Source organism: Nonomuraea sp. NPDC049637, assembly GCF_040675235.1.
Lineage (GTDB): Bacteria > Actinomycetota > Actinomycetes > Streptosporangiales > Streptosporangiaceae > Nonomuraea.
The window spans coordinates 1-24,454 of sequence record NZ_JBFAOM010000052.1 but is presented as its reverse complement, the minus strand read 5'-3'; the positions used below and the strand labels follow the sequence as shown (position 1 = coordinate 24,454).

Here is a 24,454-nt window from a genome sequence, read left to right as displayed (position 1 = left end):
CCGTGACCTCTGGTTTACCTTCAGTCACTCAGGGTAATGTGTTGGTTGCGCACAGTAGTGGGAACCACTCGATTTCGAGCCCACTAAAGGTCGCGTCCCTCCCCCCGATGATCCCCACGACGGCGGGCGGGCGCGTGTCACGAAAGGACAGACAATGGCTGCGGGCACCAAGACGACCAGCCGGCTGGAAGAGCGCTTCCGGCTCTGGGACAACGACGGCTCCGGCGCGATCGAGCGCTCCGACTTCGAGAACGAGGCCGACGGCATCATCGAGGGCCTGGGCGTGCAGGGGACGCCGCAGGCGCACCAGCTGAAGCAGGCGTACCTGGCGATGTTCGACCACCTCGCGGGGGCGGTGGGCGCGTCGCGGCTCGACCAGGCGCAGTTCCTCCAGGCCGCCGAGCGCGAGATCATCAGCAGGGGCGACGACGGGTTCGCCCAGGTCGTCGGCCCGACCATCCAGGCCATCGTCAACGTCCTCGACCGTGACAACGACGGCGAGGTCGACTCCTCCGAGATGGCCAAGTGGTTCGCGGCCATCGGGCTCGACGGCGAGGTCGCCGCCGAGGCCTTCCGGCAGATGGACACCGACGGCACCGGCAGACTCTCCGTCGACGAGCTGGTCGCCGCCGTCCGCGACTACCACCTCGGCAAGAACGACATCCCTCTGCTCGGCAGGTGACCTAGGCCCGAGCAGGCCGAAGGGTCGCCCAGAGCCGCTGTCTCCGGGGCGGCTCCGCCGAGGGAGCCGTCCGGGGGCCTTGTCCCCGGGCGGCTCCGCCCGAAGAAGGGGCCGTCCGGGCCGCATCCCCGGGCGGCCCCGCCGCCACCATCGCACCAGGACGGGAACCTTGGAGAAAACACTCTCTCCGCCCGGGGGATCGCCGCCCCGCGCCGCCGCTCCCATCCCCTTCTTCTCCCAGGCGGCCACGTTCGACCGGCTGTGGAAGGAGATCCGCGCCGGGTGCGTCGACGTGCTGGACCGCGGCAAGTTCTCCCACGGCGCGAAGGTCGCCGAGCTCGAACGCCGGCTCGCCCTGTGGACCGGCGCCGCGCACGTCGTCGGCGTCAACTCCGGCACCGACGCGCTGGTGCTGCTGCTGCGCGCGGCCGGCCTGCGACCGGGCGACCAGGTCGTGGTGCCCGCCTACAGCTTCATCGCGACCGCCAGCTCCGTCGTGCTGGCCGGCGGCGTGCCGGTCTTCGCCGACATCGAGGAGCACGGCTACGGCATCGACCCGGCCTCCGTCGACGCCGTGGCCGGGCCGCGCACCACGATGGTCATGCCGGCGCACCTGTTCGACCGCCTGGCCGACCTGCGGGGCGTGTGCGAGGTGGCCCGGCGGCGCGACCTGACCGTGCTGGAGGACAGCGCCGAGGCCATCGGCATGCGCCTCGACGGCACGCACGCCGGGCTCGTCGGCGCGGGCGGCGTGTTGTCGTTCTTCCCGTCCAAGACGCTCGGGGCCATCGGCGACGCCGGAGCGCTGCTCACCGACGACGACGGCATCGCCGAGACCGCGCGGGCGCTGCGCCACCACGGCCGCGGCGGCCGTACCCTCGACCATTTCCCCGGCATCGCCAACCCCACGATCCTGCCCGGCTGCAACAGCAAGATGGACGATCTCCAGGCCGCCGTCCTGCTGGCCAAGCTCGCCCGGCTCGACGCCGACATCGCCCGCAGGTCCGAGCTGGCCACCCGCTACGACGCGCGGCTGCGCGACGTGCCCGGCGTGCTGGCCGTGCCGGGCGCGGCGCCGCCGCACCCGGGCGGCAACCGGGTCTGCTACGTCTACCTCGTCGAGGTCGAGTCGCGCGACGCGCTGGCGGCGCACCTGGCCGCGGCGGGCATCGGCACCGAGGTCTACTACCCGGTCCCGCTGCACCTCCAGCCCTGCTTCGCCCACCTCGGCCACGTCCGGGGCGACTTCCCGAGGGCGGAGGCGGCCTGCGAGCGGGCCCTCGCCCTGCCGCTCTACCCCGACCTGTCCGACGCCGCGGCCGACCGGGTGTGCGACGAGATCGAGGGCTTCTACCGAGGGCGGCGCGGATGAGCCGGGTGCCGTTCTTCGCCGCCGACCTGTTCGAGGCCGACCGGGCGACGCTGCTGCGCACGGTCTACGCCATCGGCACCGGCGAGGCCCAGAAGTTCATCCTGGGCGAGCACACCGCCCGGTTCGAACGCGAGCTGCGCAACCGGCTCGGCGCGGCCGACGTCGTGGCCTGCTCCAGCGGCACGTCCGCGCTCACCCTGGTGCTGGCCGCCATGGACGTGGGCCCCGGCGACGAGGTCGTGGTGCCCGCCTTCGGCTGCGCCCCGCTGGCCGCCACCGTCGTCGGCGCGGGGGCGCGGCCGGTGTTCGCCGACGTCGACCCCGTGACGCTCGCCGCCGATCCCGCCGCCGCCGAGTCGCTGGTCACCGGGCGGACCAAGGCGGTGATGCCGGCCCACATGTTCTCCGTGATGGCCGACATGCCGCGCTTCCGCGAGCTGGCCGACCGGCACGGCCTGCGGCTGGTCGAGGACTCCGCGCTGGCCCAGGGCGGCACGCTGGGCGGGCGGCCCGCCGGTCGGTGGGGTGACGCGGGCGTGTACTCGTTCGTGCAGGTCAAGACGTTCGGCATGCCGGGGGAGGGCGGGGTCGTGATCACCGATGACCCGGCCCTGGCGGCGCACGTACGGATGCTGCGCAACCACGGCCAGGACGGCGCCCGGCGCTTCCACCACCGCCGCGTCGGCCACAACAGCCGCTTCGACGAGGTGATGGCGGCCTTCCAGCTCCACCGGCTGGCCGGCCTGGACGACCGCCTGTCGCGCCGGGCCGAGATCGCCTCCTACTACTCCCGGCGTTTCGAACCCCTGGCGGAACGCGGGATCGTGGCACCGCCCGTCGGAGGGGACGGGCGGTTCCACTACGTCTACACCGTGCTCACCGAGCATCGGGACGCGCTGGCGGCCCACCTGGCCGCCCACGACATCGCCACCCACGTCTACTACCCGCGCACGCTGCCCGCCCAGCCGGCCTTCGCCCGCTTCGCGCCGCCCGGCGCGTCGTGGCCGGTGGCCGAGTCGGCCGCCCGGCGCAACCTGTCGCTGCCGCTGCACCCGCGGCTCGCCGACGCCGAGGTCGAACGGATCGCCGACGCGGTCTGCGCGTTCGCTCACGGCTCCCCGCAGGAGAACCCATGACCGACCAGGTGGTCACCCGCGGCCTCGGCCCCTACGCGCGGCTGGCCAAGCTCGACATCTACGACTACTACCTGGGCCTGCCGCTGGTGTGGTCGCTGCTGCCGCCGGCCGGGCGATGGCAGCCGTACGCGGTCGGCCTGCTGCTGTCCGTGCTGATCGCCGAGGCGGCCGTGGTGGCCGCGATGGTCGGCTTCGACGACATCACCGGCCACCGCGACGGCAGCGACGCGGCCAACTACTCCTCCGACGCCGCCCGCCGCAGACTGGCCCGCAAACCGCTGGTCGCCGGCACGCTCACCGAACGGCAGGCGCTGCGCTTCGCGTGGACGGCCACCGCGATCAGCGCCGTGCTGTGGGCCGCCGTCGTGGCCGCCGCCCCCCACCGGCCCGCCTGGGTCGTCGTGACGGCGGCGGCGTGCGCGGTCGCGGCCGTGCAGTACTCGTGGGGGCTCAAGCTCAGCTACCGGGGGTTCCAGGAGCTGTTCCTCGTCGGGCTCGGCGTGGGGTGGGTGCTGGTGCCGTACGGGCTGCTGACCGGGCAGGCGAGCGGGTTCGTGGCGGTGCAGGCGGTGCTCTTCGGGCTCGGGCCGATGATCTTCGGCCTGTACTCCAACACCAACGACGCCCGCGGTGACCGGGAGGCCGGGCGGTTCACCGTCGCGGCGCGGACGTCCCCGCGGGCCAACGCCGCCTTCGTCACCGCGGTGAGCGCGGCCGAGAGCCTGGTCGTCGTGTGGGCCGTGGCCGCCGGGGTCGCGCCCCGGTGGTTCCTGGGCGTGCTCGTTCCGCTGGTCTCCCTCCGCGTCACCCAGCTCGTGATCGGGTTCGTACGGGGAGACGTGCTGCGGGCCCGGCGGGTGGCGATCCGCACCCACCGCGTCACCGTCGGCGTGCTGATCCTGGCCAACCTGGTCCTGGCATGAACGTGGACGTCGCGGTGGTGGGCGCCGGGCCGGCGGGCCTGGCGGCGGCGTACGCGCTGGACCGGGCCGGGCTCGCGGTCCGCGTCCTGGAGGCGGCCGAGGCGGTGGGCGGGCGGATGCGCACCCTGCGGGCGCGGGGCTGCCTGATCGACACCGGCGCCGAGATGTTGCCGTCCGCCGACGGCTACCCGGCCACCTGGCGGCTGATCAGGGCGGTCGGCCTCGACGCGGCGGCCGTGCCGAGGGTGCCCGACGCCCTCGGCGTGTGGCGCGACGGGCGCGTCCATCCGCACGTCGGCCGCCCGCTCGGGCTGCTCACCGGCGCGGGCCTGCCGCCGCGTGCCCGCCTCGACCTGGTACGCCTGCGCCTCCGCCTGGCCCGCGGCCGTCCAGGGCCGCAGGCCACCGTCGCCGACCTGGTCGGGAAGTACCATCCCGACCTGCGCGCGTTTCTCGTCGAGCCGCTGGTCGCGGGGTTCTTCGGCTGGGACGCCGGGCGTTCGTCCGCCGCGGTGTTCGCCGAGCACCTGACGAGCACCGGCAGCACCAGCACCTGGCACACCTACCGCGACGGCATGGACACCCTGGCCAGGGTGCTCGCCGCCGGGCTCGACGTGGTCACCGGGCACGAAGTGACAGGGGTGGTCCCGTGCCCGGGAGGGGTGCGGCTGGAGTCGCCGCGGGGGAGCGTGAGCGCGCGGGCGGCGGTCCTGGCCGTGCCCGCGCCCGTGGCGGCCCGGCTGCACCCCGGCGCCCCGCCGGAGGAGCGGGCGTACCTGGAGGCGTCCACGTACGCGCCCATGCTCCGGCTCAGTCTCGTCCTGTCCCGGCCGGCGGCGCCCGGCTGGCGCGGGTTCGCCACGCTCGTGCCCGCGGCCGAGGACCCCGTGCTCAACGTGATCACCGTCGACCACCACAAGCACCCGGGCCGGGCCCCCGCCGGTACCGGGCTCATCTCGCTCATCACCTCGCCGCAGGGCACCGCCGCGCTCATGGGGGAGAGCGACGAGAAGGTCGCCGACCAGCTCGTCGGGCGCGCCGAGCGATTCGTGCCCGGCCTGGCCGGCCGGGTGGCCCGCTTCCACGTGCACCGCTTCCCGCACGGGCTGCCGGAGGCGACGCCCCGGGCGCTGGCGCTGCGGGCGGCGTTCGAGGGGCGTCCCGGGGCGGCGGTCGACTACGCGGGCGACTGGGTCGCCCAGCGGCCGTGCAGCGAGGGCGCGGTCGCGGCGGGGGAGCAGGCCGCCGCGCGGGTGCTCGCCCGCCTGTCGTAGCCGCCCGCCTGCCGGGGCCGCCCGCCTGCCGGGGCCGCCCGCCTGTCAATGACGTACGCGCATGGAGAGAAAGCAGATGGCCTTCTTCACCCGGCCCATCGAGTTGGGCACCCTTTTCGACGACCTCGCCGATCGCGGACGCAGGACCGGCGTGCACGTGAGCCGTCCCCTGGACATCGCCCCCCACCTCGGCACCGACCTCGACCTGCCGGACCTGGCCGAGCTGGTCAGGGAGGCGGCCGGCTGGCTGGCCGCGGCCGGCGCGCGCCGGGGTGACCGGGTCGCCGTCGTCAAGCGCAACCACTGGGACTACGTGCTGCTGTCCTGCGCCGCCGCGCGCATCGGGGCGGTGCCCGCCACACTGTCCGCCGACCTGCCGCCCGACGTGCTGGAGATCCTGCTCAAACGGCTGGAGCCCGCGCTGCTCGTCACCGACTCCGCCCTCGCCGCCCGGCCCGGCGTGGCGTTCCAGGCGCCGCGCACCCTGGTCCTCGACGGCCCGGCGAAGGGGCTGCTGTCGCTGGACGACGTCCGCGGCTGGGCCGTGCCGCCGGCGCACCGGCCCGCGCTGGACGACCCGCTGGCCGTCATGCACACCTCGGGGACGACCGGGGTGCCCAAACTCGTCGTGCACTCCACCCGTACGCTGCTGCGCCGCCTGGCCGGGTTCGAGGCCCACCGGTGGCCGGTGCTGGGCAGCCGTCCCGACGACGTCGTGGCGAGCGCCATCTCCTTCGCCCACGGGCGGGCCCTGGCCTGGACCGCGAGCGTGTTGTGGCTCGGCCCCGCCAAGGTGCTGGCCGTCTCCGCACCCGGCTGGGAGGAGGCCGGCCCGTTCCTGGCCCGGCACCGGCCCACGACGCTGGAGGCGCTGCCGGCCACGTACGTGCGGTGGCAGCGGCGCACGCTCGGCGAGGCCGGCCCGTTCGCGCGGGTACGCCTGTACATCAGCACGTTCGACGCCGTGCACCCGCCGACCGTGCGCGCCTTCCTGAACGCCACCCGGCACCGGCGGCCGGTGTGGATGCAGGGCTGGGGGCAGAGCGAGACCGGCCCGCTGACCTTCCGCCTGCTCACCCGCCGTTCCATGGCGGGCGACGACGGCCGCCACCCCACCACGCGCGACCTCGGACGTCCGGTGCCCACGCGGACCCGGCTGCGGGTGGTGGACCGGGAGACGTTGCGTCCGCTGCCGCGCGGCGCGAGCGGGCTCATGGTCTGCCGCACCAAGGCCCTGTGCCTCGGGTACGTCGGCGAGCAGGAACGGTGGCTGGGCAAACGACTCGGCGGATGGTGGCACACCGGGGACGTCGGGACGCTCAGCCGTACCGGCCGGGTGCGGTTCGTGGACCGGGAGACCGACACGATCCCCGGCGCGAGCTGCGTGGAGCTGGAGGACGTGATCGACGACCGGCTGCCCGAAGTGCTGGAGTGCGTGATCCTGGGCGTCCCCGGGCGGCCTACCGTGCCGGTCGTGGTCACCGAGGACGGCGGCCTCGACCGCGACGCGTGGCGGCGGGCCGTCGCCGACCTGCCCGAACTGGCCGACCCCGTGGTGATCACCTGGGACCAGGTCCCCCGCACCGGCACGGGCAAGGTCCGCAGGACGGCGCTGCGCGAGCTGCTGGGCGAGACCCCCGACACGTACGGCACCGGGCGGTGGACGTGACGCCGGGGTCGCGGGCCGCCGGCCGGTCCGTCGCCGAGCGGGAGGCGGTCGCCTGGCCGCTGGCGGGCGTGGTCGTGCGGGCGCGGGGCGAGTCGGTCGCGTTGCGGGTGGCCGTCCAGCGGCTGTGCGCGCTGGGCTGCGAGGTCCGGTTCGACGGCGCGCCGCCGCCCGGCGGGTCGCCCGCCGGGTGGCTGGGGGTCGCCTCCACGCCGTTCGGCAGGCCGGGGGAGGCGCTGCCGGAGTGCGGGATCGGCTGGTCGGGGCCGGTCGGGGTGCCGATGGCGGGCGAGCACGACGTACAGGCGGCCTGCGGGATCGCCCACGTGCACGGGCGGACCGCCGGCGGGCCGAGGGCGCTGCGCCTGGACTACGCGTCGGTGTGCGCCGGGGTGCTCACCGCCCAGGCGCTCACGGCGGTCCTGCTCGCCCTGCTGCGGGGCGGGCCCGCGCTGGCGGCGCGCACGTCCGTCGCGCAGGCGGCGCTGCTCGCGCTCACCCAGTACATCGCCGTCGCCACCTGTGAACGCTTCGACCCGCCCCTCTCCGCCGGACGCGTGCCGGCCCCGGGCGAGGGGCGGGTGCCGCCGTTCCGGTCGGCGGACGGCGTGCGGTTCGAGATCGAGACGTTCGACGCGGAGTGCTGGCGGCGGTTCTGGGAGCTGCTCGGCGCCGAGCCGATGGCGGTGGCGGCGGGCTGGCCGCCGTTCCAGCAGCGGTTCGCGACGGCGACCTGCGCACTGCCGGCCGAGCTGGGCCGGACGGCCGCCGCCGCCTGCTACCGGGACGTCGTGGCGGCCGCCGCGGACGCCGGCGTCAGCGTGCTCCCGGTACGGGACGCGGACGCACCGCTGGCGCCCCCGCCCGCCTCGCCGTGGCGGCTGCGCGCACTGACCGAGACCGCCACCGGGGCCGCCGCCGGGGCCGCCACCAAGGCTGCCGCCGGGGAGCCGGCCGGTCTGCCGCCGCTCGCCCGGGACGCCCGGGGCCCGCTGGCCGGGCTGCTCGTCGTGGAGTCCACCAACCGGGTGCAGGGGCCGCTGGCCGGGCACGTGCTCGGCCTGCTCGGCGCGGACGTCGTGCGCCTTGAGCCGCCCGGCGGGGACCCGCTGCGCGGGGTGCCCCCGATGGCGGGGCCGACGTCGGCCCGGTTCCTCGCGCTCAACCGGGGCAAACGCGCCCTCGAAGCCGACCTCAAGTCCGCCGCCGGACGCCGGGCCGCCCTGCGCCTGATCGCCTGCGCCCACGTGTTCCTGCACAACTGGCCGCCCGGCAGGGCCTGCTCGTACGGGCTGGACCACGACGACCTCGCGCCCGTCCGGCCGTCCCTGGTGTACGCGCAGGCCGGGGGGTGGGCCGAGGCGCTGCCCCCGCCGCAGCCCATGGGCACCGACTACCTGGTGCAGGCCTACAGCGGGGTGGCGGCGCGGCTGGCCGGACCCGGCGAGCAGCCCACGCCGTCCCTGATGACGCTGACCGACGTGCTGGGCGCGCTGATCAGCGCGGAAGCCGTCGTCGCGGCGCTGGTGGCCCGCGCCCGCACCGGCGCCGGCGTACGCGCGGGGACGGCGCTCATCGACGCGGCCCGCCTGCTGCGCGCCACCCCGCTCCCCACTTCGCCCCCCACCCCGCCCGCCATCCCGCCCGGCTCCCCGCCCGCCATCCCGCCCGGCTCCCCGCCCGCCACCTCGTCCGGCGCCCCGCCGGCGAGCCGGGCGGCCGCCGCCGTGACGGACCTGGCCGCCATGGCCGACGACCCCGCCTTCGACCAGGTGCTCGACCGTACCCCGCAAGCCGCCTACAGCCGTGCCCCCTGGACGTTCGTGCCAGCCCCCCACCACGAGGAGGCCCTCTGAATGCGTACCGACCCCCTGCCCTGGACGTCGGCCAACGGGATCGTCCTGGCCGACCGCGTGCCCGCGGACGTGCGCGCGGCATGGACCGCCCGCGGCCTGTGCCCCGGCCTGGACCTGTACAGCCTGTTCAGCCGGCACGTGCGCCGCACGCCGGACCGTGAGGCGGTCGCCGACGAGACCGGCTCGCTCGACTTCGCCGGCCTGGACGCCCGCGTGCGCCGGGCCGCCGCCGCGCTTGCCGCCGCCGGGCGGGGAACGGCCGACATCATCGCCGTTCTGCTGCCCAACGGGCGTGACGCGGTGGTGGCCGAGCTGGCGGTGGCCGCCATCGGCGCGGTGGCCCTGCCCATCCCGCACACGCGGGGGCAGCGCGACATCGCGGGCCTGCTGAACCGCTCCCGGGCGGCCGCGCTGATCACCGTGCCGGAACTGGCCCTGGGGCTGCGGGCCGGGCTGCCGTACCTGGCGCAGACGTGGACGTTCGGCCCGCCCACGCCGGGCACCCGATCGCTCGACGACGTGGCAGAGCACGACGTCCGCGGGTGGCGGCCCGCGTGCCCGGCCGCCGAGTGGCCCGCCCGGATCCTGCTCTCCTCCGGCACCGAGTCCGAGCCGAAGATGGTCGCCTACTCCCACAACGCCATGGCCGGCGGCCGGGGCGCCTACCTGCGGGCCGTGCTGGGCGAGGACGGGCCCACGCGCAACCTGCTGCTGGTCTCGCTGGCCTCCTCCTACGGCTCCTGCGGCACGTCCGTGCTGCTGGCCCGGCACGGCGGCACGCTGATCCTGCGCGCCCGCTTCGACGCCGCCGATGCGTTGCGCGCCGTCGAGCGGCACCGCCCCACCCACCTGTACGGCGTCCCGACGATGTTGCGCCGCATGGCCGACTCGGCGGCCGAGGCCGACCTGTCGTCGCTGCGCCGCGTCGTCAGCAGCGCCCAGCCCCTGCACGGCGAGGCCAGGCAGGCGTGCGCCCACCGGTTCGGCGTGCCGCTCGTCAACGTGTACGGCTCCACCGACGGCGTCAACTGCCACACCGGCCGTGCCCCGGACCGGTGGGCCCCCGGCCTGGCCGGAACCCCGGACCCCGCCGTCGCCGAGATCACCATCCGGGACGCCGAGGGCGAGCCGGTGCCGCCGGGCGAGCCGGGCGAGATCTGGGCCCTCGGCCCGATGACCCCTCTGTGCTACGTCGCCGCCCCCGACCTGGACGACCGCTACCGCGCCCCCGGCGGCTGGGTCCGCACCGGCGACCTGGGCCGCCTCGACCCCGACGGCACGCTGTGGGTCCTCGACCGGATCAAGCGCGTCGTGATGCGCGGCGGCCTCAGCATCTCCCCGGCCGAGGTCGAACGCGAGCTCAGCACCCATCCCGACGTCGCCGACGCCTTCTGCGTCCCGGTGCCGGACGACGACCTGGGGGAGCGCATGTGCGCCTGCGTGTCGCCGCGGCCCGGCGCGAGACCGCCGTCCCCGGCCGAGCTGATCGTCTACCTGCGCGAGGAACGCGGCCTGGACCGGCGCAAACTCCCCGAACGGTTCCTCTGGCTGCCCGAACTGCCGCTCGGCCCGACCGGCAAGGTCTGCGCCGCCACCCTCACCCGGCTGGCCGCGCGGTCGGCGGTGCCCGTCCCGCGCAGCCCGATGAGGAGCGGCCGATGAGCCGGACCGCCTACGTGTTCGGCGAGCGCCGCGACCACGTCGCCGAGCAGCACCGCTGCCTGGAGCTGGCCTACGACCCGATGACCGTCGAGCGCCTGGCCGAGGCGGGCGTCGGGCCCGGCATGCGGTGCCTGGAGGTGGGCGCGGGCGGCGGCAGCGTGGCGGAGTGGCTGGCCCGCCGCGTCGGATCGGCCGGGAGCGTGCTGGCCACCGACATCGAGCCCGCCTTCGCGCCCGTGGCCCCCCGGCTGGAGGTGATCAGGCACGACATCGTCCGCGACCCGCTGCCGGAGGCCGCGTTCGACGTGGTGCACGCGCGGCTGGTGCTGCTGCTCCTGCCGGAGCGGCTGGCCGTGCTGGACCGGCTCGTCCGGGCGCTGAAGCCGGGCGGCGTGCTGCAGCTCGACGAGTTCGACATCACCTACGGCCCCGGGCTGCTGATGCCCGACCCGGCTGCGGCCGAGCTCTACGAGACGTTCATGCAGGCCAAGATCCGCGTGATGACGCGCGCCGGGGTGGACGTGGCCTGGGGACGTCACGCGGCCGGGGCGATGCGGCGGGCCGGGCTGACCGGCGTCGACCCCAGGCCCCGGGTGGAGTTGTGGGACGCCCGCTCGCCGGGGGCGCGGCTGGTCGCCCACCACACCAGGCACCTGCGCGGCCGGTTCGCCGAGGAGGGCCTGACCGACCGGCAGCTCGCCGACGTGCGCGCGCTGCTGGCCCATCCGGACTTCCGCGCCACCTCGTGCGTGACCTACTCCGTGCAGGGCCGCCGTCCCCTGGAGGTGGCGTGATGCGCATCGACCTGTACGGCGCCGCGCCGGGCGTGCACTCCGCGATGGCCCGCCTCGACGCCGCCGCGAGCCGGGAGCTCGATCCCGCGCTCGCCGAGCTCGTCCGGCTGCGGGCCTCGCAGCTCAACGGCTGCGCGGTCTGCCTCGGCAGGCACACCCGCGCCGCCCTGGAGGCGGGCGAGGACGCCGGACGCCTGCACGCCCTCGCCCTCTGGCGCGACAGCACCCTGTTCACCGGGCCAGAACGCGCGGCGCTGGCGCTCACCGAGTCGATGACCAGGATCGCCGAGGCCGGGGTGCCGGAGGAGGTGTTCGACGCGGCCCGCGAGCACTTCGACGAGACCGTGCTGGCCCACCTGCTGTGGACGATCGCCGCCATCAACGTCTGGAACCGGATGGCGATCGCGGCCGGTCCGCCCGCCGGATAGGCGGTGATCGTGGCGGTGGCTGTGGCACGATCGAGGCATGCGATCCCGTACGGAGGTGGCCTTAGCGGGCCTGATCGTGCTCACGCTGACCGGCGCCTGCGCCGACCCGGCGACCCAGCGGGTCTCCCTGATGAACGACCCGTCCGCGCCGCCGTCGTCCAGCCTGGCGCCGGCCATGCCCCGCGTCGCCACGGACGCCCCGACGATGCCGGGCGGGACTCCTTCGCCGTCGTCCTTCCGGCCGCCGCCGCTGGTTCCGGCGACCTCGCTGGCCGAGCCCATGGCGACGGGCAGGCCCCTGACGGCGACCGGGCCGCCGCGCTTCTTCGTCACCGCCCGGACGCCGATCTTCTCCTTCACGGACTCGTCCAAGACGGCGCACGCCACGCCGGTGCCGCCCGCCGTGAACGACGCCGTGACGGGCGCCTTCGTGGCGGCCGTGCCGCTGCCGCCCGGGGTGCGCTCGTCCTGGCACCTCGTCGCCGCCGCCCCCGACAACCGCACGTTCGTGCTGGCCGGATGGACGGGGCTGGACACGCCGCTCCGGCTCTTCCGCATCCGTCTCGACGAGAAGGGACGGCCCGGCGAGCCGGAGCTCGTGCCCGACCTCGAACCCGAGCCCGACCAGGTGACCGCGATGGCACTCAGCCAGGACGCCACCAGGCTCGCCTACACCGTCACGCTCGTCGGCGGCGGGACCAAGGTGGCGGTCCTCGACCTGGCCACCGGGCGGCGGCGGGACTGGGTCACCCGGGAGAGCACCGCCGTCATGGGCCTGGCCTGGGCGCCCGACGGGCGGCGGCTGGCCATGGCGATGCTCCCCAGCGGCGTCAAGGTGCTCGACCTGGGGAACAAGGGCTCCGATCTGATCGCCGCGTCGCGGCCGGTCAGGCCGGACAGGGCGGACAGGGCGGTGTGGATCCCCCAGTCGGTGGCCTTCACCCCCGACGGGGGCGCCCTGCTCTACTCCGCCGGTCACGACGTCGAGCGGGTGCCGGTCGCGGGCGGCCGGCCCCAGGTGGTGGCGCGGCTGACCCTGCCGCGGGGAGCCTCGCTGGGCCTTCGCTTCAGCATCGACGGGACCGGCAGGCAGCTGCTGTACACGGACGGATGGCGGGCGCGCCGGGTCGACCTCGCCGACGGGTCCACCACGTCGGTCCGGATCGACGCGGGCAAACGATCGGGCGAGGGCGAGTCGCCGGTCGCCGCCTGGTGAGGGGTCAGGTGCCGAGGTGCTGGGCCTCGTGTTCCCACTGGTCGCGGGGCTGGGTGTGCAGGCGCCAGTAGTGCTTGGCGATGTCGTCGGGGTCGAACGCGGTGCCGGGGGCGACCACGCCGGCCACCGTGACGCTGGCCACGTGCACGCCGTCCGCGCCGTACTCCTGGTCGAGCAGGGTCACCAGGGTCCGTACGCCGGCCTTGCCCAGTGACAGGCTCACGTAGCCCGGCTTGGGATGCGGCATGCCGCCGGTGACGATGAACGTGCCGCCGCCGCGCCCGGCCATCCCCGGCGCCACGTGGGCCGCGGCGGTGAGCGCCCCGACGACGTTGACCGCGTACGCGTCGAGCTGGGCCTTCGCGGGCAGCTCCCCGGGCCGGTCGGCCTGGACGATCGCGGCGTTGTAGACCACGACGTCGGGCGGCCCCAGCTCGGCGGCCGTCTTGTCGAGCGCGGCGCGCAACGCGTCCTCGTCGGTGCTGTCGGCGACCGCCGTGGCGACCGGCACGCCGTAGGAGGACAGGGACGCCGCCGCCGACTCCACCGTCCGCGCGGTGCGCGCGATCAGGCCGACCGGCAGCCCCTCGGCGGCGAACCGGCGCGCCACCGCCTGCCCGATCCCCGGCCCCGCTGCGATGATCACTGCTCCGGACACCTTCATCTCCCATCTGTATTGGCGACAATAGGGACGATAAAGGGTCACATCCATGTGAAGGTCAACCCGGAGGTTCCATGCGAATCGGCGATCTCGCCCGGCAGACCGGAGTGAGCCGCAGGCTGCTGCGCTACTACGAGGACCAGGGCCTGCTCAAACCGCTGCGCCTGCCGAACGGCTACCGCGAGTACGCCGAGACCGACGTCGCGGAGGTGCGCCACATCCGCGCGCTGCTCGACGCCGGCCTGCCCACTGCGGTCATCACCAGGGTGCTGCACTGCGTGCACGACGACGGCGCCGACATGGTGCCCTCCTCCTGCCCCGAGATGATGGACAACCTCAACCGCGAGCGCGCCCGCATCAGCGGCGAGATCAGCCGCCTGGCGGCCTCGCGGAACGCGCTCGACTCCATGCTCGCCACCGCCCGCGAGCCTGCAGAAGGGGAGCGTCCGCCCAGGTGAGAGGATGGACGGCATGGATCTGGGGGCCATCCGGGCGATGAGTCGCGAGGAGTGCCTGACGCTGCTGTCCACGGTCCCCGTGGGCCGGGTGGCGTGGGCGCGGCCGGGCGGCACGATCATCGTGCTGCCGGTGAACTTCACGCTCGACGCCGACACCGTCGTGTTCCGGATCCCGCCCGGCCGCATCCTGGAGGCGATCGAGCACCGGGTGCCGATGGCGTTCGAGATCGACGACATGGAGCCGGCCATGCGCACCGGGTGGAGCGTGCTGGTGACCGGCGTCGCGGAGGTCGTCCGGGATCGGGAGGAGGTCGGGCGGCTGGAGCGGCTGACCGGCGCGCCCTGGCCGGAGCTGACCGACCCGGTGCTCGTGCGGCTGCCGTTGCACCGCATGTCCGGGCGTCGCCTGCCGCTGCATCCGGGCGGGGTGGTGGTCGAGCGCCTCGGCGGGGAGGCGTGAGGCCGAGGCAGGCTCACACCGGCGGGACGAGCGTGAAGTAGCGGTCCAGCAGGGCCCGGTCGCCGCGTACGTCGAGCCGGTCGGCCGGCAGCCGGTGCCACAGGTGCAGCAGCAGGTCGGAGGCCGTTCCGGCGACCTCGACCGCGCCCTTGGAGTCGCCGGTGAGCCGGACGTCGTCCCCGTCGAAGCACACCGCCCACCTTCCGGGCCCGTCGCTCTGGCGGAACAGGTAGCGCTCGCCCGCGCCGGGCGGAGCCTGCGTCCAGGACCGGCGGGCCGGGGCCATCACCTCGAAGACCTGGGTGACGGCGTCGGCGGCGAACGCGGCGTCGATCGGGGCGGCCGTGCCGAGCGCGTTCTCGGCGTCCCAGCGGTGGACGGCGGCCTCGATGGCCTGCATCCGCTGCCAGAACCCGACGGTCTGCTCGGCGGACCACGTCCAGGCGGGGTCGTCGGGGGAGGCGGCGGAGAAGCGCGCTTCGAGCCGCGCGGCGCCCTCGGCGAACCAGTCGAGCACGGCCGGGGGCACCGGCCCGGTGTTGGGCGCGCGGTCGGGATGGGGCCAGTCGCCGAAGTCAGCCGGCAGGCCGAGGACGGCGACGTCGGCGGGGTCGGGCAGCCCGGGAAGGCGCTCGTCGATGACCGCGTGCACGTGCCGGTGCACCGCGCCCAGGTGGATGACCAGGTCGGCGACCGACCAGCCGGGGCAGGACGGCACGAGGGGCGCGCCGCCCGACGCGGTCGCCCGCCGCGCGGCCGCCTCGAACGCCCGTACCTCGCGGTGGAAGTGCGCGACGTGATCCATGGGCTCGCTCCGATCGGGCCGGGTGTGCGCAAGGTCGGATGAGGTTATGCGCAGGCGGGAACGGCTCGAAACTGTACCGGTCAGCCGGTACAGTAATGGCCATGCCACGACCCAGTTCCAAGGACCGGCTGCTCGACGCCGCCGCCGACGTGCTGCTGACCGAAGGCGCGGAGTCGCTCACGCTGGAGGCGGTCGCCCGGCGGGCGGGCGTCTCCAAGGGCGGCCTGTTCTACCACTTCCCGACCAAGCAGGCCCTGGTCGCCGCCATGGTCGCGCGGCTGACCGACGCCTTCGACCAGGCGCTGGCGGCGGCGGGCGGGCGTCCGGGCGACTTCCTGCGGGCCTACGTCCGGGCCACGATCCCCGAACGCCACACCGCCTCCGTCCCGGCCGACCGGGTCACCGTCGCGCTTTTGGCGGGCGTGCTGGTCGATCCGGCCGGGCTGGAGCCGCTGCGCGAGCGGTTCGCCGCCTGGCAGGCCCGGCTGGCCGACGACGGCATCGACCCGGCCGCCGCGACCGCCGTCCGGCTGGCGGTGGACGGCTGGTGGGCCGCCCGCCTGCTCGGCCTCGGCGAACCCGGCCCCGGCCTGCACGAACCCACCCGCCGCTACCTGATGGAGGCCATCGACCGTGCTGCGCGCGACTAAGGCGTTGATGGTGCTGACAGATCTCGGCTTCGTGGCCTACTTCACGATCACCGGGCTCGGCCTGATCCCGCCCGGGTGGGCCTTCGCCGGCTACGCCGATCCGCTGATGGCCGACTGGAACTGGTCGTTCCTCTGGATCGACCTGCCGGCCAGCGCCACCGGACTGACCAGCCTGTGGCTGCTGCGCCGGCGTTCGCCCGCGGGCGAGCCGCTGATGCTGGTCTCGCTGGTGCTGACGGCGGCCTCGGGGCTGATGGCGATCGCGTTCTGGACGCTGCGCGGCGACTTCTCGCCCGCCTGGTGGATCCCCAACCTCTACCTGCTGCTCTTCCCGCTGCCGGCGATCGCCGCGCTCACCGCCCGGGGAAGAATTCCGCGCCCTGGACGTATTCCATCGCCTTGACGAACCCGGGGTCGCTCAGGCGGCGGCCCGCCTCCTCGGCGGAGACGTCCTCGATGTGGGTCTGGATCCACCACAGGTTGCCCCAGGGGTCGCGCACCCGGCCGACCAGGTCGCCGAAGAACAGGTGCGTGACCTCGGTGACGGACGTGCCGCCCGCCTCGACCGCGCGGCGGTGGACGGCTTCCGCGTCGGGCACGTACAGGCGCAGGAAACCGGGCGTGTCAGGCCATTCGGGCCGGGCGTCGAACATCATCACCACGGCGTTCCCGATCCGCACCTCGGCGTGCTGGACGTCGCCGTCCGGGCCCGTCATCCGGCCCAGCTCGACGGCGTCGAAGGCGGCCTTGAGCCAGTCGATCAGCCCCGCCGTGTCCCGCGAGATGATCCACGGCGTCACGGTGGTGTAGCCCTCGGGGATGGGGTTGACGGTCATGTTGTGCCTCCTCGATCGGTGCGTCGAGACGACTTTAGGAGGCCAGTAGGTCAACTTCTGTCCTATATCGACGGCATTCTTGGACCATGACGTCCTTGCGGTTGCTGAGCCTGCTGTCACTGCTCCAGACCCCGCGCGAATGGCCGGGCGGCGAACTGGCCGAGCGGCTCGGGGTCAGCCGCCGCACGGTCCGGCGCGACGTCGAGCGGCTGCGCGACCTGGGTTACCCGGTCGTGGCCACCATGGGCGCGGACGGCGGCTACCGGCTGGTCGCGGGCGCGGCCATGCCGCCGCTGCTGCTGGACGACGAGGAGGCCGTCGCCATCGCCGTGGGCCTGGTGACCGCGGCCCGGCATCCCGTGCAGGGCATCGAGGAGGCGTCGGTGCGTGCGCTGGCCAAGCTGGAGCAGGTGCTGCCGTCCCGGCTGCGCCATCGGGTGGCCTCGCTCGGCGCCGCGACCGTCCCGCTGCCCGGCTCCGAGGGGTTCGACGTCGATCCGGGCCGGCTCACGACGCTGGCCATGGCCGTCGCCAACCGCGAACGGGTGCGCTTCCGGTACCTGGCGGCCGACGGCGCGCGAAGCGCCCGGCTGGTGGACCCGTACCGGCTGGTGGCCGCCGGGCGGCGCTGGTACCTGCTGGCCCACGACCACGACCGGGACGACCGGCGGCTGTTCCGCGTCGACCGCATGGACGACGTACGGGCCACCGGCGCCCGCGTCACCACGACCGAGCCGGCCGACCCCGCCGCGTACGTCGCCGCCAAGCTCTACTCGGGCGTGCCCACGTACGAGGCGGTGGTGACCCTGCACGCGCCCGCCGAGGTCGTGGCCCGCGCGATCCCCGGCGAGCTCACCCCGCTGGACGCGGACACCTGCCTGCTGCGCGCCTCCGCCGACACCCTGGACTGGCTGGCCTTCCGGCTGATCACGCTCGGCTGCGAGTTCGAGGCGCACGAGCCGCCCGAGCTCGTCGCCCACCTTCAGGGGCTGGCCGCCCGGCTCACCCGCGCGAGCGCGCCAGGAACTCCAGCACCAGCGGGCTCGCCACCTCGCGGAACTCTTCGAAGTAGGCGTGCCGCGCCCCCTCGATGAGCCGCAGCTCCGCCCCCGGGATGCGCCCGGCCAGCAGCGGGGCGTTGGCGGCCGGGTTGAACACGTCGTCGGCGCCGTGCACGACCAGGGTCGGTGCGGCGATGGCGGGCAGCACGGCCCAGGCGTCGTGCCCGGCGCTGGCGGCCAGGTGGCGGCGGCGCGCGTGGGCGGGCATGCCCGGATCGCCCACCGTCCGGTACGGCCCCGGATGCGTGGCCAGCCAGCCCGGCGTGTACATCAGCTCCAGCAGCGCCCGTCCGGCGGCGGCCCGGTCGGGTTGCGCGAGCGCCCTGCGCACGTCGGCGCCGCGTTCGAAGCCGTGGACGCCGCCGGGGGAGGTGCAGCCGAGCACCAGCGCCCCCACCCGGCCGGGGTGGTCGGCGGCCAGCCACTGGGCCACCCGGCCGCCCATCGACGTGCCGTAGACGTCGGCGCGGGCGACGCCCAGCTCGTCGAGCACGGCCAGCACGTCTTCGGCGAACCCGCGGGTGGTGTAGGGCTCGTCGGGCTTGTCGCTGTCGCCGGTGCCGCGGTAGTCGAAGGTGATCGTGCGGTGGGCGCGGTCGAAGTCGTCGCGGACCGGGTCCCACCAGCGGTGGTCGTTGGCCTGGCCCTGGAGCAGCATGAGCGCGGGGCCGCTGCCGCGGACCTGGTAGGACAGCTTGACGCCGCCCGTCATGGCGAAAGGCACGCCTTCGATGGTGCCACGGCGACGTCCGTGCCCTTGACGGAGTGAGTACTCACTCCGTACCGTTGACGGCATGACGAACGAGACGAGCCGGCGGAGAGCGCCGGCGATGAGCCCGGAACGACGCCGCGAGATGATCGTGAAGGCCGCCCTCCCCCTGGTGGTGGAGTACGGCACCTCCGTGACCACCGCCCAGGTCGCCCGCGCGGCCGGCATCGGCGAGGGCACGATCTTCCGCGCCTTCGGCGACAAGGAGGCGCTGCTCGCCGCCTGCCTGGCCGAGGCGCTGCGCCCCGACGACACCCTCGCCCACGTGTCCGCGATCTCCCTCGACCTGCCGCTGGCCGACCGGCTGGTGGAGGCCGCCGAGGCGCTGCGCGGCTACCTGGCCAGGATGGGCGCGGTCGCGGGCGCCCTGGCCACCACGGGCGGCCTGCGCCGCCCCGCCCCCGGAGGCGACCGCCCGGCACCCGGAGACGAGGCCAGCCCCGCCTCAGGAGGCGAGCCCCGCGCCGCCGAGGGGGGCGGGCGGCCGGGGTCCGGGCGGGAGGAGTCGATGGCGGCCTCCCGCGAGGCCCTGGCCGGGCTGTTCGAGCCCGAGCGCGACCGGCTCAGGCTGGCCCCCGAGCGCCTGGCCGAGGCGTTCCAGTTCCTGGTGATGGCGGCCGGCCGCGGCCCGTCCCCGCTGAGCTCGGAAGAGCTGGTGGAGCTGTTCCTGAACGGCGCGCTCGCGGCGGGCGAACGCCCTTGACCGACCTCTACGAGGACCTCGCGCCCGGCCGTCGCACGGCGGTCACCTACGCCTTACTCGGCTGCGCCTTCCTGGGCATGCTCGACGGCACCGTCGTCGGCACCGCGCTCCCGCGCATCGTCGCGCAGGTCGGCGGCACCACCTCCTGGTACGTCTGGCTGATCACCGCCTACCTGCTCACCTCGTCGGTGAGCGTCCCGATCTACGGCCGTTTCTCCGACCTGTACGGCCGCCGCCGTCTCCTCCTCTCCGGCCTCGCGATCTTCCTGGCCGGCTCCCTGGCCTGCGGACTCGCCGGCTCGATGGAGGTCCTGATCGTCAGCAGGGCCGTCCAGGGGGTCGGCGCGGGCGCGCTGCTCACCCTGGGCATGGCCCTGATCCGCGACCTCCATCCGCCGCACCGCAGCGAGGGCCTGATCCGCATGCAGACCCTGCTGGCCACCATGATGATCGCCGGCATGGTCGGCGGGCCGCTGCTCGGGGGCCTGCTCGCCGACCACGCGGGCTGGCGCTGGGCGTTCCTGGTCAACCTGCCCGCCGGGGGGCTCGCGGCCGCGCTGATCGTGCTGCTGCTGCCCGACCGGCGTCCGCCGCGCACCTCGGGCAGGCTCGACGCGGCCGGGATCGCGCTGCTCACCACGGGCCTGTCGCTGGTGCTGATCGGCCTGAGCCTCAAGGGCAACACCGGCCGCGGCTGGAGCGACCCGGCCGTGCTCGGCTCGCTGCTCGGCGGGGCGGCGCTGCTGGCCGCGCTCGTCCCCGTCGAGCGGCGGGCGGACACGCCGGTGCTGCCGCCGCGGCTGATGCGCCGCCGCACGTACGCGGCGCTGCTCGCGGGCGGGTTCTTCTTCCAGGTGGCGGGGCTGCCCGCGGGCGTGCTGCTGCCGCTGTACCTCCAGCACGTACGCGCCTACTCGGCCACGGTGTCCGGCCTGCTGCTGCTCCCGATGCTGGTGGGCATGATCGCCGGGAACCGGCTGACGGCCGTCCTCGTGCTGCGTTCCGGGCGCACCAGGCCGGTGCTGCTGGCCGGGGCCGCGCTGCTCACCGCCGGCACGCTGGCCTTCGCCGCGCTCGGGCCGCGCACCTCGCCGTACCTGGTGGGAGTCTGGTTGTTGCTCGTGGGGCTCGGCACGGGCCCGGCCATGGGCGGCCTCACCATCGCCACGCAGGGCAGCGTCCCGCCCGCCGACATGGGCACGGCCACCGCGGGTTCGGCGTTGTCCAAGCAGCTCGGCGGCTCCTTCGGCCTGGCCTGTGCCCAGTCGCTCATCGGCGCGCAGGTCAGTGCGGCGGCCGTGGGCTCCACCGTCGCCTGGACCGGCGGGGTCGCGGGCCTGCTGGCCTTCGCCGTCCTGCTGCTGGTCCGCGAGAGCGGGCTGCCGGCCCGGCAGCCGGCCGCCGTCCGGGCCTGAACGGATTCTGGGGGAACGCGGGGAATGTTCCTGGGGGAACGCCCGTTATATAGACCGTGGCCGGTGTGTCCAGTGTCCCCGGGCCTCACCTATTGCCTTCGCGGACTACCGTTCGGCTGGAGCCGCGTTGTGCCTTTCGCCGAGAGGCGACCTGCACACCGGTACACGCACACGTGGAAGCCCGCCCTCTCCGGAGGGCGGGCTTTCGCGTCGTTCAGGCCGGGCGGTTCTTCACGTAGTACGGGTCGGTGATGCCGCCGGGGCAGGCCAGCTCCTCGACGTCCAGGTGGGTCAGCTTGGCCCCGGCCTGGTAGGCGCTCTGCAGGAACTCCAGCACGCTTGCCACCGGATCGCCCATGGCCCGCACGTCGTCGTAGCGCAGCACGGCCAGATGGCTGCCGCGCGCGGGCAGCCACTCGGCCTGCTCGGGCAGCAGCGGCTCCCGCTCCAGCCCCGCCGGCTCGGGCGCGGTGTAGGAGTAGAACGCCGGCCAGGGCCGTTCCTTGTCGCCGAACCAGAACCCCGCGCTGATCACCTCCCGGCTGTACGCCTCGCGGGTGACCGGGTCGGCCTCCTCCGGCACCTCGGCCCGGCGTCCGGTGAAGAGGGTGACCGCGATGTCGAACGTGTGCCAGAAGTGGTGCACTGGGCTGACCTTGCCGCCGAAGTCCGCGGCGAACCGGTCGAGCAGCTGCGCCACCTGCGACAGGATCCGCCAGTAGCGGTTGATCAGGACCGGGTCGTAGTGCGCGTGGCGGGTGTCCTCGGCGAACGGCGTCTCGTCGTCCAGGTCGTAGGGCACCGCCCAGATCTCCGGCCGGATGCCCAGGTCGGCCAGCGTCTGGAAGAGCCGGGACTGGAACGCGGCCACCGACAGCCCGATCATGCTGAACTCCGCGCTGCGGCCGTCCAGCACGTCGATCACCAGGCGGTGGCGGACGAGGTCGAAGTCCACGCAGAACAGCGGCTGCTCGCCGAGCCCGCCCATGGGACGCGTCGTCAGGCCACGCCCGGTCAGATGGAACGGCACCTGCCACCAGTGGTTACGCCGGTTACTCACCGTCAGCCGGATCTTCCCGACGATCTGCGCGAAGCGGTGGAAGGTCTCCTTGGTGTCGGCCCACTTTTCGAGTGGCATGGCCGGAAAGAGCTCCATGTGTCCATCGTAACTACGCTGCGTAACGATTCTTCAGTGGGTCTCCGCTAATATCCGGCTCGAAGGGTGGTTCAAGCCGAGGAGCCGGGGCATGCGGGACACGTTGATCGACATTGGCGAGGTGGCCAGGCGTACCGGGCTGGCCGCGTCCGCGCTGCGCTTCTACGAGCGCAAAGGGCTCATCGAGGCCGAGGGCCGCAACGGCCTGCGCCGCGTCTACCTGCCCGAGACGCTCGACCGGCTGGCGCTGATCACCTGCGCCCGCGACGCCGGGTTCACGCTGTCGGAGATCGCCGAGTTCCTGCGCGCCCGGCCGGCGGACACGCGGCTGCGCGAGCGCATGGCCGCCAAGGAACGCGAGGTGGACCAGCGGGTGCGGCAGCTCACCCGGCTGCGCGACAGCCTGCGCCACGCGGCCGTGTGCGAGCACGACCCGCTGGTCGAGTGCCCCGAGTTCAAGCAGGCCGTGAAGGCCGTCAGCCAGAGCTGACGTACTTGCGCGGGCGCAGGGCGTGGGCGCGCAGCGCGGCCAGGGCCGCGTACTGGCCGGGCCGGTCCATCCGGACGACCAGGTCGTCGCTGTAGGCCAGGCCCAGCGCGGTGAGCTGGGAGACCAGGTCGGCGACCGGCGCGGTGACGTCGTCGAGGCTCGTGGCCGGGTGCCAGCCCTCGCCCCCCACCACCTCGGCCACCCGTTCGCGCAGCTGGGCGGGGGACATCAGGACGCCGTCGGCCAGCAGCATGAGCGTGGCCTCGCGGGCCGAGACCTCGAACTCGTGCTCGCCCCTGGCCAGCAGCAGCCGGGTCACCGCCTCCCACATGGCCTCCGGCGAGCCCAGCAGGTGTCGGCCGTAGTCGGTGATGGTCAGCCGGACGCCGTCGCGGCTGATCGCGCCGAGCTCGCGCTCGGCCAGCTCGCGCAGCCGCAGCGCCGCGGGCGAGGGGGCCAGCCGCAGCGGCAGGCTGCCCTCGGAGGCGGCCAGGGACAACAACTTGCGCAGGGCGGGCAGGGGCTGCGGCGTCACCGGCGCGTACAGGCGCACCTCGAACGGCTGCGCCAGCTCCCGCCTGGCCGGGCCGCGGCCGAGCACCCAGCGGTTGAGCCGTTCCCCGTGCACACGGTTGAGCCAGCTGTCGCCGCCCAGCTCGGCGCGGGGCTCGGTGAGCCAGCGGCGGGTGAGCGCGGTGCGGTCGAGGTCGTCGCCGGCGACGATCGCCAGTTCGAGCGCGGCGGAGCAGGCCACGTGCGCGCCCAGCTCCTCCGGACCCATGATCATGCTCCACTGCAGCTCGGGCACGTCGGGCGGGAGCACGCCCGTGGCCTCAAGAGCCTTCTGGTAGGCGCTGGTGCCGGCGTCCTCGCCCTCCTGGGCGTAGGTGCGCAGGATCTGCGCGGTGGTGGGGGACACGCACAGGGCGGCGTAACGTTCCATGCCGCCCAGTTGCAGCAGCCGCCCGAGCGAGCGGGACAGGCGTTCGTGGTCGCCTCCGGGCCGGAGCGGGCCCACCTTGATCGGAAGCGTGTACCAGAGGAACTCGCAGACGTCGAGCTGGGTCACCGTCTCCAGCGGTTCCCCACCCGTCAACCATTCGACGGCGGTCCTGGCCTCCTCGGCCAGGTCCGGCTGAGATCGCTCCAACTCGGCGAGAAGGGCGGTGACATCCGGTGCACTCATGCCTCGAAGTTTGCCGTATCGCACCCAGCTATGACGATGACCGAATGCGGTGCGTATTGGGTCTTGCACAGCGACTACCCTACGAAACCGATGTTTACCTACAGTGAGCGGGTCAGATCCATCGTTTGTCGAACAACATCCGGGCCTTCCACTCGGTGTAGGGGATCACTTCGGCGGACAGGATGGGGTGCAACCACCAGAAGTTGATCAGTGCGAGCAGCGCGTACGCGCCGACCACCGCGGCCCCCAGCGTACGGCGCATCGGCATGGCCCCGCTCTCCGTCGGCGTGGCGGGGCCGATGAGCAACCCGGCGCACAACGTCAGCGCCAGGATCATGAACGGCACCATGGGGATCGCGTAGAACAGGAACATCGTGCGGTTCTCGGAGATGGCGAAGTAGAACCAGGGCAGCCAGCCCATCGCGTACGCCAGCAGCACCGCCCCCGCCCGCCAGTCGCGCGAGGAGACGTACCAGGCGATCAGGGCCACCAGCGCGGCCAGCGCGCCGAACCAGATCACCGGCGTGCCCACGCCGAGCACCGCCTCCGAGCAGTCCTTGGCCCCGCACACGTTCTGCTTGCCCTCGTAGAAGAAGGCCACCGGACGCAGCAGCAGCGGCCACTGCCACGGCTCGGACATGTACGGATGGGACGTCTCCAGCCCGTTGTGGAAGGAGAACACCTGCCACTGGTACTGGACCCATGAGCGCATGGAGTCGAACAGGAAGAAGAAGGGGCCGGAGGAGGTGGCCTGGTCCCAGTTGCGGCCGTAGCCGTTGGCGGAGGCGAACCAGC

25 protein-coding genes and 1 pseudogene are annotated in these 24,454 nt (G+C 74.4%); 19 read left to right on the top strand and 7 right to left on the bottom strand.

Annotation, left to right across the window (positions count from 1 at the left end; all coding sequences use genetic code 11):
- The first annotated feature begins 154 nt into the window (after positions 1-154).
- The 11 genes from AB0J71_RS42410 to AB0J71_RS42360 all read left to right on the top strand — a co-directional run bounded on the left by AB0J71_RS42410 (position 155) and on the right by AB0J71_RS42360 (position 13,009).
- Positions 155-682, top strand: coding sequence for an EF-hand domain-containing protein (locus AB0J71_RS42410; protein ID WP_364419783.1), 528 nt, complete (start codon positions 155-157; stop codon positions 680-682).
- A gap of 169 nt (positions 683-851) precedes the next feature.
- A complete protein-coding gene (locus AB0J71_RS42405; protein ID WP_352322154.1) occupies positions 852-2,054 on the top strand; it encodes a DegT/DnrJ/EryC1/StrS family aminotransferase in 1,203 nt (400 codons plus the stop codon).
- Positions 2,051-3,190 (top strand): DegT/DnrJ/EryC1/StrS family aminotransferase, encoded by a 1,140-nt coding sequence (locus AB0J71_RS42400; RefSeq protein ID WP_364419781.1) that lies wholly within the window; start codon positions 2,051-2,053, stop codon positions 3,188-3,190. Before AB0J71_RS42405 ends, AB0J71_RS42400 begins: the two co-directional genes overlap by 4 nt.
- Positions 3,187-4,113: a UbiA family prenyltransferase gene (locus AB0J71_RS42395; protein WP_364419779.1), complete on the top strand. Its 927-nt coding sequence runs from the start codon at positions 3,187-3,189 to the stop codon at positions 4,111-4,113. Before AB0J71_RS42400 ends, AB0J71_RS42395 begins: the two co-directional genes overlap by 4 nt.
- Positions 4,110-5,387: an FAD-dependent oxidoreductase gene (locus AB0J71_RS42390; RefSeq protein ID WP_352322160.1), complete on the top strand. Its 1,278-nt coding sequence runs from the start codon at positions 4,110-4,112 to the stop codon at positions 5,385-5,387. The genes AB0J71_RS42395 and AB0J71_RS42390 overlap by 4 nt, the downstream gene beginning before the upstream one ends.
- A gap of 76 nt (positions 5,388-5,463) precedes the next feature.
- Positions 5,464-7,056: a class I adenylate-forming enzyme family protein gene (locus AB0J71_RS42385; RefSeq protein ID WP_364419835.1), complete on the top strand. Its 1,593-nt coding sequence runs from the start codon at positions 5,464-5,466 to the stop codon at positions 7,054-7,056.
- Complete coding sequence (locus tag AB0J71_RS42380) at positions 7,047-8,909, top strand: CoA transferase (RefSeq protein WP_364419777.1); 1,863 nt, start codon at positions 7,047-7,049, stop codon at positions 8,907-8,909. Before AB0J71_RS42385 ends, AB0J71_RS42380 begins: the two co-directional genes overlap by 10 nt.
- Complete coding sequence (locus AB0J71_RS42375) at positions 8,910-10,571, top strand: fatty acid--CoA ligase family protein (protein ID WP_352326237.1); 1,662 nt, start codon at positions 8,910-8,912, stop codon at positions 10,569-10,571. It abuts the gene before it with no gap.
- On the top strand, positions 10,568-11,365 hold the full coding sequence (locus AB0J71_RS42370) for a methyltransferase domain-containing protein (protein WP_364419774.1): 798 nt from the start codon (positions 10,568-10,570) through the stop codon (positions 11,363-11,365). The genes AB0J71_RS42375 and AB0J71_RS42370 overlap by 4 nt, the downstream gene beginning before the upstream one ends.
- Entirely contained in the window at positions 11,365-11,793 is a 429-nt protein-coding gene (locus AB0J71_RS42365) for a carboxymuconolactone decarboxylase family protein (RefSeq protein ID WP_364419772.1), read from the top strand. The genes AB0J71_RS42370 and AB0J71_RS42365 overlap by 1 nt, the downstream gene beginning before the upstream one ends.
- Before the next feature lie 37 nt (positions 11,794-11,830).
- Positions 11,831-13,009 carry a hypothetical protein gene (locus tag AB0J71_RS42360; RefSeq protein ID WP_364419770.1) on the top strand — a complete coding sequence of 393 codons (1,179 nt, stop codon included), beginning with the start codon at positions 11,831-11,833 and terminating at the stop codon, positions 13,007-13,009.
- A gap of 4 nt (positions 13,010-13,013) precedes the next feature.
- Here AB0J71_RS42360 and AB0J71_RS42355 read toward each other — a convergent pair whose 3' ends face one another.
- Positions 13,014-13,655: an SDR family NAD(P)-dependent oxidoreductase gene (locus AB0J71_RS42355; protein ID WP_364419768.1), complete on the bottom strand. Its 642-nt coding sequence runs from the start codon at positions 13,653-13,655 to the stop codon at positions 13,014-13,016.
- An 89-nt stretch (positions 13,656-13,744) separates the two neighbouring features.
- Here AB0J71_RS42355 and AB0J71_RS42350 point away from each other — a divergent pair, with 89 nt between their 5' ends.
- Together AB0J71_RS42350 and AB0J71_RS42345 are read left to right on the top strand one after the other, a co-directional pair.
- A complete protein-coding gene (locus AB0J71_RS42350; RefSeq protein WP_352326244.1) occupies positions 13,745-14,128 on the top strand; it encodes a MerR family transcriptional regulator in 384 nt (127 codons plus the stop codon).
- A gap of 4 nt (positions 14,129-14,132) precedes the next feature.
- Positions 14,133-14,588: a pyridoxamine 5'-phosphate oxidase family protein gene (locus AB0J71_RS42345; RefSeq protein ID WP_364419766.1), complete on the top strand. Its 456-nt coding sequence runs from the start codon at positions 14,133-14,135 to the stop codon at positions 14,586-14,588.
- Positions 14,589-14,601: 13 nt separating this feature from the next.
- On the opposite strand, the gene AB0J71_RS42340 is transcribed toward AB0J71_RS42345, so the two are convergent.
- Positions 14,602-15,393, bottom strand: a complete 792-nt coding sequence (locus tag AB0J71_RS42340) for a maleylpyruvate isomerase N-terminal domain-containing protein (RefSeq protein ID WP_364419764.1) — start codon at positions 15,391-15,393, stop codon at positions 14,602-14,604.
- 101 nt (positions 15,394-15,494) lie between these two features.
- Here AB0J71_RS42340 and AB0J71_RS42335 point away from each other — a divergent pair, with 101 nt between their 5' ends.
- On the top strand, positions 15,495-16,043 hold the full coding sequence (locus tag AB0J71_RS42335; RefSeq protein WP_352326247.1) for a TetR/AcrR family transcriptional regulator: 549 nt from the start codon (positions 15,495-15,497) through the stop codon (positions 16,041-16,043).
- A complete protein-coding gene (locus tag AB0J71_RS42330) occupies positions 16,027-16,446 on the top strand; it encodes a DUF5360 family protein (protein WP_364419762.1) in 420 nt (139 codons plus the stop codon). The genes AB0J71_RS42335 and AB0J71_RS42330 overlap by 17 nt, the downstream gene beginning before the upstream one ends.
- Here AB0J71_RS42330 and AB0J71_RS42325 read toward each other — a convergent pair.
- Positions 16,397-16,879 carry a VOC family protein gene (locus AB0J71_RS42325; protein ID WP_352326251.1) on the bottom strand — a complete coding sequence of 161 codons (483 nt, stop codon included), beginning with the start codon at positions 16,877-16,879 and terminating at the stop codon, positions 16,397-16,399. The two genes, AB0J71_RS42330 and AB0J71_RS42325, sit on opposite strands and share 50 nt — an antisense overlap.
- Before the next feature lie 86 nt (positions 16,880-16,965).
- On the opposite strand from AB0J71_RS42325, the gene AB0J71_RS42320 reads away from it, so the two are divergent.
- Positions 16,966-17,973: a YafY family protein gene (locus AB0J71_RS42320; RefSeq protein ID WP_364419760.1), complete on the top strand. Its 1,008-nt coding sequence runs from the start codon at positions 16,966-16,968 to the stop codon at positions 17,971-17,973.
- On the opposite strand, the gene AB0J71_RS42315 is transcribed toward AB0J71_RS42320, so the two are convergent.
- Positions 17,882-18,664, bottom strand: a complete 783-nt coding sequence (locus tag AB0J71_RS42315) for an alpha/beta fold hydrolase (protein WP_364419758.1) — start codon at positions 18,662-18,664, stop codon at positions 17,882-17,884. The two genes, AB0J71_RS42320 and AB0J71_RS42315, sit on opposite strands and share 92 nt — an antisense overlap.
- Positions 18,665-18,734: 70 nt before the next feature.
- On the opposite strand from AB0J71_RS42315, the gene AB0J71_RS42310 reads away from it, so the two are divergent.
- Both AB0J71_RS42310 and AB0J71_RS42305 read left to right on the top strand, forming a co-directional pair.
- Positions 18,735-19,412, top strand: a complete 678-nt coding sequence (locus AB0J71_RS42310; protein ID WP_364419756.1) for a TetR family transcriptional regulator — start codon at positions 18,735-18,737, stop codon at positions 19,410-19,412.
- Positions 19,409-20,827 carry an MFS transporter gene (locus AB0J71_RS42305; RefSeq protein WP_364419754.1) on the top strand — a complete coding sequence of 473 codons (1,419 nt, stop codon included), beginning with the start codon at positions 19,409-19,411 and terminating at the stop codon, positions 20,825-20,827. The genes AB0J71_RS42310 and AB0J71_RS42305 overlap by 4 nt, the downstream gene beginning before the upstream one ends.
- Before the next feature lie 214 nt (positions 20,828-21,041).
- Here AB0J71_RS42305 and AB0J71_RS42300 read toward each other — a convergent pair whose 3' ends face one another.
- Positions 21,042-21,983, bottom strand: a complete 942-nt coding sequence (locus AB0J71_RS42300; RefSeq protein WP_364419752.1) for a DUF5996 family protein — start codon at positions 21,981-21,983, stop codon at positions 21,042-21,044.
- 91 nt (positions 21,984-22,074) lie between these two features.
- Between AB0J71_RS42300 and AB0J71_RS42295 the strand changes: the two genes are divergently transcribed.
- Positions 22,075-22,473 carry a MerR family transcriptional regulator gene (locus AB0J71_RS42295; protein ID WP_352326258.1) on the top strand — a complete coding sequence of 133 codons (399 nt, stop codon included), beginning with the start codon at positions 22,075-22,077 and terminating at the stop codon, positions 22,471-22,473.
- Here the strand turns inward: AB0J71_RS42295 and AB0J71_RS42290 are convergent.
- Both AB0J71_RS42290 and AB0J71_RS42285 read right to left on the bottom strand, forming a co-directional pair.
- Positions 22,460-23,659 (bottom strand): hypothetical protein, encoded by a 1,200-nt coding sequence (locus AB0J71_RS42290; protein ID WP_364419750.1) that lies wholly within the window; start codon positions 23,657-23,659, stop codon positions 22,460-22,462. The two genes, AB0J71_RS42295 and AB0J71_RS42290, sit on opposite strands and share 14 nt — an antisense overlap.
- A gap of 112 nt (positions 23,660-23,771) precedes the next feature.
- Positions 23,772-24,454, bottom strand: a pseudogene (locus tag AB0J71_RS42285) (phospholipid carrier-dependent glycosyltransferase); the annotation flags it as partial.

Bases quoted from the DNA above. Each gene is read 5' to 3' on its own strand.
- AB0J71_RS42290 (WP_364419750.1), bottom strand. From the start codon at position 23,659: ATGAGTGCACCGGATGTCACCGCCCTTCTCGCCGAGTTGGAGCGATCT.
- AB0J71_RS42345 (WP_364419766.1), top strand. From the start codon at position 14,133: ATGGACGGCATGGATCTGGGGGCCATCCGGGCGATGAGTCGCGAGGAG.
- AB0J71_RS42295 (WP_352326258.1), top strand. From the start codon at position 22,075: ATGCGGGACACGTTGATCGACATTGGCGAGGTGGCCAGGCGTACCGGG.
- AB0J71_RS42365 (WP_364419772.1), top strand. From the start codon at position 11,365: ATGCGCATCGACCTGTACGGCGCCGCGCCGGGCGTGCACTCCGCGATG.
- AB0J71_RS42335 (WP_352326247.1), top strand. From the start codon at position 15,495: ATGCCACGACCCAGTTCCAAGGACCGGCTGCTCGACGCCGCCGCCGAC.
- AB0J71_RS42395 (WP_364419779.1), top strand. From the start codon at position 3,187: ATGACCGACCAGGTGGTCACCCGCGGCCTCGGCCCCTACGCGCGGCTG.
- AB0J71_RS42340 (WP_364419764.1), bottom strand. From the start codon at position 15,393: ATGGATCACGTCGCGCACTTCCACCGCGAGGTACGGGCGTTCGAGGCG.
- AB0J71_RS42385 (WP_364419835.1), top strand. From the start codon at position 5,464: ATGGCCTTCTTCACCCGGCCCATCGAGTTGGGCACCCTTTTCGACGAC.
- AB0J71_RS42410 (WP_364419783.1), top strand. From the start codon at position 155: ATGGCTGCGGGCACCAAGACGACCAGCCGGCTGGAAGAGCGCTTCCGG.
- AB0J71_RS42300 (WP_364419752.1), bottom strand. From the start codon at position 21,983: ATGGAGCTCTTTCCGGCCATGCCACTCGAAAAGTGGGCCGACACCAAG.
- AB0J71_RS42400 (WP_364419781.1), top strand. From the start codon at position 2,051: ATGAGCCGGGTGCCGTTCTTCGCCGCCGACCTGTTCGAGGCCGACCGG.
- AB0J71_RS42375 (WP_352326237.1), top strand. From the start codon at position 8,910: ATGCGTACCGACCCCCTGCCCTGGACGTCGGCCAACGGGATCGTCCTG.
- AB0J71_RS42360 (WP_364419770.1), top strand. From the start codon at position 11,831: ATGCGATCCCGTACGGAGGTGGCCTTAGCGGGCCTGATCGTGCTCACG.
- AB0J71_RS42370 (WP_364419774.1), top strand. From the start codon at position 10,568: ATGAGCCGGACCGCCTACGTGTTCGGCGAGCGCCGCGACCACGTCGCC.
- AB0J71_RS42325 (WP_352326251.1), bottom strand. From the start codon at position 16,879: ATGACCGTCAACCCCATCCCCGAGGGCTACACCACCGTGACGCCGTGG.
- AB0J71_RS42350 (WP_352326244.1), top strand. From the start codon at position 13,745: ATGCGAATCGGCGATCTCGCCCGGCAGACCGGAGTGAGCCGCAGGCTG.
- AB0J71_RS42390 (WP_352322160.1), top strand. From the start codon at position 4,110: ATGAACGTGGACGTCGCGGTGGTGGGCGCCGGGCCGGCGGGCCTGGCG.
- AB0J71_RS42310 (WP_364419756.1), top strand. From the start codon at position 18,735: ATGACGAACGAGACGAGCCGGCGGAGAGCGCCGGCGATGAGCCCGGAA.
- AB0J71_RS42320 (WP_364419760.1), top strand. From the start codon at position 16,966: ATGACGTCCTTGCGGTTGCTGAGCCTGCTGTCACTGCTCCAGACCCCG.